This window comes from Actinosynnema sp. (assembly GCF_052038725.1).
The window spans coordinates 1-11334 of the sequence record NZ_JBQGCX010000925.1 but is presented as its reverse complement, the minus strand read 5'-3'; the positions used below and the strand labels follow the sequence as shown (position 1 = coordinate 11334).

The 11334-nt window shown below is 74.8% G+C and carries 7 protein-coding genes; 5 read left to right on the top strand and 2 right to left on the bottom strand.

Going from position 1 to position 11334, the window contains the following annotated elements:
• Window positions 1-208: 208 nt before the first annotated feature.
• The gene (locus tag ACTUAL_RS19530; RefSeq protein ID WP_440901259.1) at window positions 209-5020 is read right to left on the bottom strand and encodes an ATP-dependent helicase; all 4812 of its coding nucleotides are present in this window, start codon (window positions 5018-5020) and stop codon (window positions 209-211) included.
• Between the two features lie 295 nt (window positions 5021-5315).
• Between ACTUAL_RS19530 and ACTUAL_RS19525 the strand changes: the two genes are divergently transcribed.
• A complete protein-coding gene (locus ACTUAL_RS19525; protein ID WP_440901258.1) occupies window positions 5316-7298 on the top strand; it encodes an Hsp70 family protein in 1983 nt (660 codons plus the stop codon).
• A gap of 51 nt (window positions 7299-7349) precedes the next feature.
• The gene (locus ACTUAL_RS19520; RefSeq protein ID WP_440901257.1) at window positions 7350-8558 is read left to right on the top strand and encodes an MFS transporter; all 1209 of its coding nucleotides are present in this window, start codon (window positions 7350-7352) and stop codon (window positions 8556-8558) included.
• 10 nt (window positions 8559-8568) lie between these two features.
• On the opposite strand, the gene ACTUAL_RS19515 is transcribed toward ACTUAL_RS19520, so the two are convergent.
• A complete protein-coding gene (locus tag ACTUAL_RS19515; RefSeq protein ID WP_256373867.1) occupies window positions 8569-8694 on the bottom strand; it encodes a hypothetical protein in 126 nt (41 codons plus the stop codon).
• Between the two features lie 164 nt (window positions 8695-8858).
• On the opposite strand from ACTUAL_RS19515, the gene ACTUAL_RS19510 reads away from it, so the two are divergent.
• From ACTUAL_RS19510 to ACTUAL_RS19500, 3 genes are all read left to right on the top strand, one after another.
• Window positions 8859-9053: a DUF3046 domain-containing protein gene (locus tag ACTUAL_RS19510; RefSeq protein ID WP_015800260.1), complete on the top strand. Its 195-nt coding sequence runs from the start codon at window positions 8859-8861 to the stop codon at window positions 9051-9053.
• Window positions 9054-9228: 175 nt separating this feature from the next.
• A complete protein-coding gene (gene recA, locus ACTUAL_RS19505; RefSeq protein ID WP_096492038.1) occupies window positions 9229-10272 on the top strand; it encodes a recombinase RecA in 1044 nt (347 codons plus the stop codon).
• Window positions 10273-10376: 104 nt separating this feature from the next.
• Complete coding sequence (locus ACTUAL_RS19500) at window positions 10377-10880, top strand: regulatory protein RecX (RefSeq protein WP_015800262.1); 504 nt, start codon at window positions 10377-10379, stop codon at window positions 10878-10880.
• Window positions 10881-11334: the final 454 nt, after the last annotated feature.

Sequence of the window (11334 nt, the reverse complement as noted above, 5' to 3'; positions counted from 1 at the left end):
CCGCGCCGAGACCATGGCCATGCCGAGGCCATGGCGCGACCCAGCAGTCATGCCATGGGCACACCCCAACGATGGCTGTTCACACGGACCAGCGGCGGTATCCGGTGTGGTCCTGGCCGCCTGGCCGCCTGGCCGCCTGGCCGCCTGGCCGCCTGGCCGCCTGGCCGCCTGGCCGCCCGACCGCCCGACCGCCCGACCGCCCGACCGGTCAGGCTCGCAGCCGGAGCCCCTTCGGAGTCGCCCGGAACCCCGCTTCCTGGAGCACGCCCGCCAACTTCGAACCCAATGCCACATCCCCGTCCGCCCGCTGCACGGACAACTGCCCGAGCCACCCGTCGCGCACCGCCCGACTCAACCCCTGCGCCGCGGCACGCAAGGGCTCGTCCTCCTCGGTGAACGACAGCAGCGACTTCCCGCCCCGCTCGACGTACAGCACGGCCTCCCCGTCGACGAGCACGGCCAACGCCCCCGCCTTGCGCCCCGGCCGGTGCTTGCCGCCACCAACCTGCTCCGGCCACGACAGCGCCGCCCCGTACGGCTGCGCCGGATCCGCCGCCGCCAGCACCACGGCGGTAGGCCCGGACACCGCCGAACCCGCCGATCGCGCCTGACCACCCCACTCGGCCGAACCGCCGAATCCCGCCGAACCGCCGAATCCCGCCGAACCACCGAATCCCGTCGGGCCGCCGAACCCCGCCGAATCAGCAGGCCCCGCCGAACCGGCAGACCCAACCGAATCAGCAGACCTGGCAGATTCCACCGACCAGTTCGGTTCCGGCCCCGCCCACTCCGACCCCGTCCGGCCCGGTAGGGCCGACAAGGCGCGCAGGCGGTCCACCGCGCCCCGTGCCGCGAACTGCGCCGCGCCAAGGCCCTCGACCACGTAGCCGCGCACCACCTGCCCCGACTCCTCCATCGCGCGCAGCACCCGGTACACCGCGCTGAACCCGCCGGTCACCCGCTCGGTGTCCAGCGCGCCCCTGGTCAGCACGCCGTGGCGCTCCAGGAACGCCTCCGCCCGCGCGTGCGCCCTGCGCGTCGGGTCCGGCGACGGGACCACCGCCAGCGACCAGCGGCCCGCCACCGTCGGCGGCCCGGTTCGGCTGGGCATGTCCGGGCGGGTCGCGCGCATCCGGGTGTAGCGGCCCCTCGGCGTCGCGCGCTTCGGCTTGTGCGCGCCACCCCCCGACACCAGCGCGCGCAGCGGGGCCAGGGTGTCGTTCGTGACCAGGCCCGCCCACACCAGGTCCCACAGCGCGCCGACCACCTCCTGGTCGGTCGTCGGGCCCTGCAGCGCCACCCGGTCCACCACCTGCCGGAAGAACAGCGCCCCGCCCGCCAGCGCCTCCACCACGGCCGTGTGCAGCGGCGACTCCGGCGCCGACTCCGGGACCAGGTCCGGCAGCAGCAGGTCCGCCACGTCGGTCGGGGCCAGCGCCACCCAGCCGTCGCCGCCCGCCAGCGCCCCGCACCCCGTCCAGGTCACCTCGCCCGTCGCGGTCAGCTCATCCAGCAGCGCCGGGTGGTAGCCGGGCAGCCGGGCGGGCAGCAGCAGCGACTCGACCGCGCTCGCGGGCAGCGGCGCGCCCGCCAGCTGCTCCACCACCGCGTACACGTCGTCCGCGGTCGGGGCCCCGCGCACCCGCCTGCCGACGCCGTGCCAGCCCGGCAGGAACCGGCCCAGCGCGGCGGGCTCCACCGGCTCCACCTCGGAGCGCAGCCTCGCCAGCGACGACCTGCGCAACCGCCGCAGCACCTCCGCGTCGCAGTACTCGGTGTGCGTGCCGCCCGGCCGCAGCTCCCCGCGCACCAGCCGTCCCGTCGCGGCCATCCGCTCCAGCACCCCGGTCACCACGGCCACCCCGAGCCCGAACCGCTCCGCGGCCTGCCCCGCCGGGAACGGCCCGTGCGTGCGCGCGGACCGGCCCAGCAGGTCGCCCAGCGGGTCCGCCACCGGCTCGGTGAACACCTCGGGCACGCCCACCGGCAGCGCGACGCCCAGCGCGTCCCGCACCCGCCCGGCGTCCTCGATCGTGATCACCCGCTCGTGGCCCGCGATCCGCACCCGGATCGCCCGCCGCGCCGCCACCAGCTCCGTCAGCCACTCCGGCCGCACGCCCCGCTCGGCGGCCTCCTCCTCGTACAGGTCGCCGAGGAAGCGCAGCAGGTCGGCCGCCCCCTCGGCGTCCCGCGCGTGCCGGTCGGGCGCGAGCCGCTGCAGCGCCCGCTCGACCTCCTCCAGCACCTCCGGGTCGAGCAGCTCCCGGATCGCCTCCGACCCCAGCAGCTCCGCCAGCAGCGCCGAGTCCAGCGACAGCGCCGCCGCCCGCCGCTCGGCCAGCGGGGTGTCCGCCTCGTACAGGAACATCCCGACGTACCCGAACAGCAGGCTCCGCGCGAACGGCGACGGCGACGGCGTCTCCACCTCCACCACGCGCACCCGCCTGGCCCGCACGTCGGCCATCAGCTCCCGCAGCCCCGGCACGTCGTACACGTCCTGCAGGCACTCCCGCATCGCCTCCAGCACCACCGGGAAGCTCTCGTACTTCGAGGCGACCGACAGCAGCTGCGCCGCCCGCTGCCGCTGCTGCCACAGCGGGGTGCGCCGCCTCGGGTCGCGCCGGGGCAGCAGCAGCGAGCGGGCCGCGCACTCCCGGAACCTGGCCGCGAACAGCGCCGACCCGCCCACCTCGGCGACCACGACCTGCTCCACCTCGTCCGGGTCGAGCAGCACGTCCTCCGCGCCCGCCACGGCCTGCCCGCCCTCGGTGTCCACCGCGTCCGGCAGCCGCACCACGATCCCGTCGTCCGAGTGCGCCACCTGCGCGTCCACCCCGCGCCGCTCCCGCAGCCGCGCCCCGATCGCCAGCGCCCACGGCGCGTTGACCTGCGCCCCGAACGGCGAGTGCACCACGAGCCGCCAGTCGCCCAGCTCGTCGCGGAACCGCTCCACCAGCACCGCCCGGTCGCTCGGCACGTGCCCGGTCGCCTCGCGCTGCTCCTTCAGGTAGGTCAGCAGGTTCGCCGTCGCCCACTCGTCCAGCCCGGCCGCCGCCGCGCGCCCCACCGCCTCGGGCTCGGGCAGCGCCGACACCTCCCGCAGGAACCGCCCGAGCGCCCGCCCCAGCTCCAGCGGCCTCCCCGGCGCGTCGCCCTTCCAGAACGGCATCCGCGCGGGCTGACCGGGCGCGGGCACCACGACCACGCGGTCGTGGGTGATGTCCTCGACCCGCCACGACGAGGTGCCCAGCAGGAACGTGTCGCCCACCCGCGACTCGTAGACCATCTCCTCGTCCAGCTCGCCCACCCGCGAGCCCGGCTTGGACTCCGAGGCCGGGGTCATCACCGCGAACAGCCCCCGGTCCGGGATCGTGCCGCCGGACGTCACCGCGAGCCGCTGCGCGCCGGGCCGCCCGCGCAGCTCCCCGGTCACCCGGTCCCAGGTGATCCTCGGCCGCAGCTCGCCGAACTCCTCGCTCGGGTACCGGCCCGCCAGCATGTCCAGCACCGCCAGCAGCGCCGACTCGGGCAGCCCGGCGAACGGCGCGGCCCCGCGCACCACCCGCGCCAGGTCCTCCACCGACCACGGCTCCAGCGCGACCATCGCCACCACGTGCTGCGCCAGCACGTCGAGCGGGTTGCGCGGGTACCGCACCGCCTCGATCGCGCCGTCCCGCATCCGCTCGGCCACCACCGCGCACGACACCAGGTCGCCCCGGAACTTGGGGAACACCACCCCGCGCGACACCGCGCCCACCTGGTGCCCGGCCCGGCCGACCCGCTGCAACCCCGACGCGACCGTGGGCGGCGCCTCCACCTGCACCACCAGGTCCACCGCGCCCATGTCGATGCCCAGCTCCAGCGAGGACGTCGCCACCACGCACGGCAGCCGCCCCGACTTCAGCTCCTCCTCCACGGACGTGCGCTGCTCGCGCGACATCGACCCGTGGTGGGCGCGGGCGATCACCGGCCCCTCCTGGACCGTCACCCCGGACTGGCCGACCGCCGCCGCCGGGAACCGCGCCACCGCCGAGCCCGACCCGCCAGGACCGGAGCCTTCGTCAAAGCCGCCCGCACCGGGCTCACCGCTTTCGGCCGCCTCGGCCGCCAGCTCGTTGAGCCGCGCCGTCAACCGCTCCGCCAGCCTGCGCGAGTTGGCGAACACGATCGTCGACTGGTGCTCCCGCACCAGCTCCAGCACCCGCTGCTCCACCGACGGCCAGATCGACGTCCGCCGCTCACCGCCCGCCGCAGACCCGCTCACCTCGCCGGTCGGCTCCCCGAGCGCCGACATGTCCTCGACCGGGACCTCGACCCGCACCTCGATCGTCTTGGCTGACTCCGGCTGCACCACCCGCACCGGCCGCCCACCCGCGAGGAACGCCGACACCTCCTCCACCGGCCGCACCGTCGCCGACAGCCCGATCCGCTGCGCGGGCCGCTCCAGCAGCCCGTCCAACCGCTCCAGCGACAGCGCCAGGTGCGCGCCGCGCTTCGTGCCCGCCACCGCGTGCACCTCGTCCAGTATCACCGTCCGCACCCCGCGCAACGACTCCCGCGCGGCCGAGGTGAGCACCAGGAACAGCGACTCCGGCGTGGTGACCAGCACGTCCGGCGGCTTGCGCGCGAACGCCCTGCGCACGTCGGCGGGCGTGTCCCCGGTCCGCATCCCCACCTCGATGGCGGGCTCCGGCAGCCCCAGCCTGCGCGAGGCCTGCCGGATGCCCGCGAGGGGCGCCCGCAGGTTGCGCTCCACGTCCACCGCCAGCGCCTTCAGCGGCGACACGTACAGCACCCGGCACCGCTCGCGCGGCTCGTCCGGGGGCGGTTCCTGCGCCAGCCGGTCCAGCGCCCAGAGGAACGCGGCCAGCGTCTTGCCCGACCCGGTCGGGGCGATGACCAGCGCGTTCTCCCCGGCGGCAGCGGCCTGCCACGCCCCGGCCTGCGCGGCCGTCGGCGCGGCGAAAGCACCGGCGAACCACTGCCTGGTCGCCGGTGAGAAAGCGGTCGTCACATCCACGGGGCAATCTTGACCGACCGCACCGACAGAACCGGGGCGAAGATCGTTCCGGGGGCCTTCCGCGTCGTTTCCCCGCACTTATCGGGGGTGCCCTTCAGTTGATCACCGGAGAATCCGCCGAAGGTCATCTGACCTGCGTCGGAACCGCCCCCGCCGAGACCCGGTGACCCGCCGTGAGTAAAGATGAGCCTCACTCGGCGGAGTGAATCTCACCTCGTCGGACATCTTCCCGAGACGCCACCGGCGCCCAGCGCGGTGTGGGACGATCACGCCGCTTGCGGACGGAGAGGTGAACATGCGCGTCCTGTCGGTCGACCTGGGGACTTCCAACACCGTCGCGGTACTGGCCGCGCACGGCAGGCCACCGAGGGTGGTCGAGGTGGACGGCTCCGCGACCATGCCCTCCGCCATCTACTGCGAGGAGGGCGGCTCGCTCGTCGTCGGCCGCGACGCCGAGCGCAGGGCCCGCCTCGACCCGTCCCGCTTCGAGCCCAACCCGAAGCGCCGCGTCGACGAGGGCGCGCTGCTGCTCGGCGACGACGTCGTGCCGGTGACCGACGCCCTCGCCGCCGTGCTGCGCCGCGTGCTGGAGGAGACCAACCGCCAGCTGGGCGGCGAGTCGATCGACGAGATCCGGCTCACCCACCCCGCCGAGTGGGGCGCGACCAGGCGCAACGTGCTGCTGTCCAGCGCGCGGCTCGCGGGCGCGGACTGCGAGGTCCTGCTGTTCACCGAGCCGGTCGCCGCCGCCTCGCACTACGCCTCGCTGTCCGTCGGGCAGGCGCTGGCCGTCTACGACCTCGGCGCGGGCACCTTCGACGTGGCGATCGTCGGCGCGACCCGCGACGGGTTCACCGTGCTCGCCTCCGACGGCCTGCCCGACCTGGGCGGCCTCGACGTGGACCAGGCGCTGCTGGAGCACGTCGGCCGCCAGGTCGCGCACCGCGACCCGGCCCGCTGGCAGCGGCTGCTGCGCCCGGAGAGCACCGGCGACCGGCGGGCCAGGCGCGCGCTGCAGGAGGACGTGCGGGCGGCCAAGGAGTCGCTGTCGCGGCACCCGCACACCGAGGTCCCGATGCCGGAGCCGTTCGAGGACGTGCTGGTCACCCGCGCGGACCTGGAGGCGCTGGTCCGGCCGAGCATGTTGCGCAGCGTCGAGCTGCTGGCCGCCACGATCGGCTCCACCGGCATGACGCCCGCCCAGCTCGCGGGCATCTACCTGGTCGGCGGCTCCAGCCGCATCCCGCTCGTGGCGAACATGATCTCCGAGAAGGTCGGCGTCGTCCCGACCAGCCTCGACCAGCCGGAGACGGCCGTCGCGCTCGGCGCGCACCACGTGCCCAGGGACGGGGTCGCGGCCAGGCCCGACCCGCAGCCCGCGCCGACCGGCGACTCGCCGTCGGCCACCACCGCCTTCCTGACGCCGATGGCCCATCAGGGCACGCCCGCGCAGGGGATCACGGCGCAGGGGATCACGGCGCAGGGAACGGCGCAGACCCCCGCGAGCAGCGGTCCGCACCAGGTCAACCCGCTGGTCAGCGGGGCGCACCAGGTCGGCCCGAGCACCGGCGGGCACCCGGTGAACCCGGCGGCCAGCGGCCCCTACGCGGTCAACCCGGCGATCAGCGGCCAGCACCCGAACCCCGCCGTGACCGCCCCGTACGGCCCGCAGCAGTTCAACTTCCCCACCCTCGCGCCGCACCGCCCCGAGCAGCGGAGGGCGGGCAACCGCAACAAGGTGCTCCTGTCGGTCGGCGGCGCGCTGGCCGCGGTGCTGCTGGTCGTGGGCGGCGTGGTCGCGTTCTCCGGGCCGGGCGTGCCGACCGCCGAGGAGTGCAAGAGCGACACCGCCAAGGACGACAAGGGCTTCACCACCTGCCTGCGCCAGCTCGCTGGCTCGGTCGCCGACACCGCCGAGTGCAAGGCGGGCGGCACCGCGGGCGTGTCCGGCGCGATCACGGTCAAGGGCTCGGTCGTCAGCTGCGCCTTCGCGGACGACTACTCGGTGCAGTACGTGCTCACCGAGACGATCACCGGGGCCGAGCGGGACGCGAGCACGGTCGTGGCCTCGCTGAAGTCCGACGTGGTCAAGGCCCGCTGGGGCGGCAACGGCCTGGAGGGCACCTACCAGGCCTCGGCCGACGGCGGGCTCGGGCTGCTGACCTTCGTCGCGGAGGGCAGGCCGCTGCTCGGGATCATCACCAAGAGCGGCAGCTCGGACCTGACGGCGGACGCGCTGGCCGACTTCTTCGAGAAGAACGTCCAGCCGGGCGCCTGACCCCCGTCCGGCCGCTACCGCGCGCGCCCGCGCGCCCGGACGATCAAGCGCGTGGTCATCGCAGCGGAACCGGTGCAGCGCCGGGTGCTCAAGGTGCTGGCGGTCAGCCAGGTGCTCGGGTCCTCCGGGGTCGCCACCGGCCTGGCGCTGAGCGCGCTCGTCGCCGTGTCGCTCTCGGGCGTGGAGGCGGTGGGCGGGTTCGCGCAGACCTGCGCGGTCGTGGGAGCGGCGGTGTCCGCGCTGCCCGCGGCCCGGCTGGCCCAGCGCGCGGGGCGGCGGCCGGTGCTGGTGCTCTGCTACGGCGTGGGCGCGGTGGGCGCGCTGCTCGCCGCCGTCGCCGTGGTGCTGGGGTCCTGGCAGTTGCTGCTGCCGTCGCTGGTGCTGTTCGGGGCCGCGGGCAGCGCGAACCTGGCCGCCCGGTACGCGGGCGCCGACCTGGCCGCGCCGCACGAGCGCGCCCGGTCGCTGGCGCTGGTGGTGTGGGCGGCGACGGTCGGCGCGGTGGCCGGGCCGAACCTGGCCGCGCCCGCCGGGCGGGTCGTCGCCGGGCTCGGGCTGCCCGAGGGGAGCGGGGCCTACCTGACGTCGGCGGTGCTGTTCGGGGCCGCCGCGCTGGTCGTGCTGCGGTTCCTGCGGCCTGACCCGCTGGTGCTGGCGCGGGGGAGCGCCGCCGAACCGGTCGAGACCGGGCCGCGCGGTCGGGTGTGGCGGTCGCTGCCCGCCTCGGGACGGCTGGCGGTGGTCGGGATCGCGGTCAGCCACGGGGTGATGGTCGGGCTGATGGCGATGGCCCCGGTCCACGTCGGGCACGCGGGCGGGTCGTTGTCGCTGGTCGGGGTGCTGGTGAGCCTGCACGTCGCGGCGATGTACGGGCTGAGCCCGCTGGTGGGCCGGTTGGTCGACCGGTGGGGCGGCGGGGCGGTGCAGGCGCTCGGGGCGGCGCTGCTGGTGGCCGCCGCCGCGCTCGTGGGCAGCGCGGCGGGGGACGACCCGGTGCGGTTGGGGGTCGGGCTGGTGCTGCTCGGGCTCGGCTGGTCGGCCGGGGTGATCGCGGGGTCCGCGCTGCTCACGCAGGTCGTGGCGGGGGCGCGGCGGACGGCCGCGCAGGGGTTGTCCGACCTGTGCATGAACTGCGCGGGCGCGCTGGGCGGGGTGCTGGCCGGGCTGGTGGTGACCGCCTGGTCCTACGCCGCGCTGGGGCTGCTGGCCGGGTTCGTGGTGCTCCCGATGCTGGTGGTGGCGGTGCTGCGGGTGCGGTGAGGGGCCAGGTTCAGCGCTTGCGGTTCATCCAGAGGTGCCGGGCGCCGACGACGATCGCGGCCAGCAGGCCCGCGATCACGGCGATCGTGCCGATCGGGGAGGACAGGCCGGTCGGGTCGCTCTGGAGGAGGATCACGCCGTCCAGGTTAACCGCCGCCCGCGCTCGCGGCGGGGGTCGCGCCGCCGACCGACGACCGCTACCGCCCTCCCGATCCAGTGATTCCAAGCGCCCTCGCCAGGGTGACGTGGGCCTCGGCTGCGGTGTCCGGGCCGGGGCCGCTGCGCGCTAGCCTGGCAGCGATGCGCAACACGGTGTTCCGGAAGCTGATGGCGGACGAGTTCGGGCAGGTCAGGTCGGAGGTGCTGGCCAGCGAGCACGTGCTGTCCGCGCTCGGCGGGCGCACCCCCGACCAGGCGTTGGACGTGGGGCTGCCCGCGAAGGAGATCTGGCTGGCGGTGTGCGACGCGTTCGACGTCCCGGAGCACCGTCGCTGACCACCGGGCGTGGCGACGACGCGGTCGAACACCTGTTCGGCTACACTCGCCAACCACAACCGGGTGATCCCAAACCCGCAGGTCACCGGGCCGCCGTCGGAAATTGTCGTACCCCGCCCGTACCGTCGGCCCCGACAACGACGAGCGACCCAAGACAAACCGAGGTGGACTCCAGATGGCACCCCAGGCACCCGACCGGGACAAGGCACTCGAGCTGGCCCTGGCCCAGATCGACAAGCAGTTCGGCAAGGGCTCGGTCATGCGGCTGGGCGAGGACGGCCGCGCGCCGATCGAGGTGATCCCGACGGGCGCGATCGCGCTCGACGTGGCGCTCGGCATCGGCGGCCTGCCCCGCGGCCGGGTGGTCGAGATCTACGGTCCGGAATCCTCCGGTAAGACCACCGTGGCGCTGCACGCGGTCGCCAACGCCCAGCGCAACGGCGGCATCGCGGCGTTCATCGACGCCGAGCACGCGCTCGACCCCGACTACGCGCGCAAGCTGGGCGTCGACACCGACGCGCTGCTGGTGTCCCAGCCGGACACCGGTGAGCAGGCGCTGGAGATCGCGGACATGCTGGTGCGCTCCGGCGCGCTGGACATCCTGGTCATCGACTCGGTGGCGGCGCTCGTGCCCCGCGCCGAGATCGAGGGCGAGATGGGCGACAACCACGTCGGCCTCCAGGCCCGCCTCATGAGCCAGGCGCTGCGCAAGATCACCGGCGCGCTGAACTCCTCCGGCACCACGGCGATCTTCATCAACCAGCTGCGCGAGAAGATCGGCGTCATGTTCGGCTCGCCGGAGACCACGACCGGTGGCAAGGCGCTGAAGTTCTACGCGTCGGTGCGGCTCGACGTGCGGCGCATCGAGACCCTGAAGGACGGCGGCGAGCCCGTCGGCAACCGGACCAGGGTCAAGGTCGTGAAGAACAAGGTGGCCCCGCCGTTCAAGCAGGCCGAGTTCGACATCCTCTACGGCCAGGGCATCAGCCGCGAGGGCTCGCTCATCGACATGGGCGTCGACCAGGGCATCCTGCGCAAGTCCGGCGCCTGGTACACGTACGAGGGCGACCAGCTCGGCCAGGGCAAGGAGAACGCCCGGAAGTTCCTGCGGGAGAACCCGGACGTGGCCAACGAGATCGAGAAGCGCATCAAGGAGAAGCTCGGCATCGGCGCGACGCTGGAGGCCGACGACACCGCGCCCGCTCCGGTCGACTTCTGATCGCTGTGCGGGGCGGACGAGGTGGGAGGGGCTCGGGGTGGCGTGGCCGCGAGCCCGAGCTCACCGCTGACGGGGAACCGGTCGACGAGGCGCCCGTCGACCCGGTGAAGGAGCAGCGCAGGGCGACGGACATCTGCTACGCGCTGCTCACCGCACGTGCCCGGACCAGGGTCGAGCTCCGGGACGCCCTGCTGCGCAAGGGCGTCCCGGAGGAGATCGCCGAGACGGTGCTGGGCAAGTTCGACCGCGCCGGGCTGATCGACGACGCGGCGTTCGCCGAGGTGTGGGTGCGGTCCCGGCACACCCACCAGGGTCTCGGGCGGCGGGCGCTGGCGCGCGAGCTGCGCACGAAGGGCGTGCCGGACGAGGTCGCCGCCGAGGCGGTGGCCGCGGTGGACGACGAGGCGGAGCGGGAGCGGGCGCGGGAGCTGGTGCGCAAGAAGCTGCGCACCCTGGCGAACGTGGACGACACCACCAGGATTCGGCGGCTGGTGGGGGCGTTGGCGCGCAAGGGGTACGCGGAGGGGATGGCGTACGGGGTGGTGAAGGAGGAGTTGAAGGCCTACGGCGAGGAGACCGAGCTCCTCGACGACCACCTGCGCGGGTAGCGGTTGCCACGCGGGGCGGATAGCGGCTGCCGCGTGGGGCGGGGCGGCCGTCTGCGCTGGGTGGGACCACCGGTGTGGGAGTGCGCGACTGCGGGGGCTCCGGGGCAGGTCTGGTGCTTCGTCAGGCTTGGTGCCTCGCCAGGTCTGGTGCCTCGTTAGGCCTAGTGCTCCGGTAGATCCGGTGCCTGGCGGGCGCGGTGAATGCCTGCGGTCGAGGAGCCGCAGGGTCGGAGTTAGCCGCGCGAGGGCTGATCAGGGGAAACTGACCAGCCGCGTGACGAGGGCTGGCGTGCTGAGCGCCAGCGTGGTGGGCGCCAGTGTGATGGGTGCTGGCGTGCTGAGTGCCAGCGTGACAGGTGCCAGCGTGGCGGGTGCTGGTGTGGCAGGCCCCGGTGGCCTGGTTGGCCCGGTGTGCTGGGCGGCCCGGTGCGGTAGGTGACCCGGTGCGGTGGGT

What these genes read in the sequence shown, in the direction of transcription:
- ACTUAL_RS19525 (WP_440901258.1), top strand. Translation starts at nt 5,316, where the DNA reads ATGCGCGTCCTGTCGGTCGACCTGGGGACTTCCAACACCGTCGCGGTA.
- ACTUAL_RS19510 (WP_015800260.1), top strand. Translation starts at nt 8,859, where the DNA reads ATGCGCAACACGGTGTTCCGGAAGCTGATGGCGGACGAGTTCGGGCAG.
- recA (WP_096492038.1), top strand. Translation starts at nt 9,229, where the DNA reads ATGGCACCCCAGGCACCCGACCGGGACAAGGCACTCGAGCTGGCCCTG.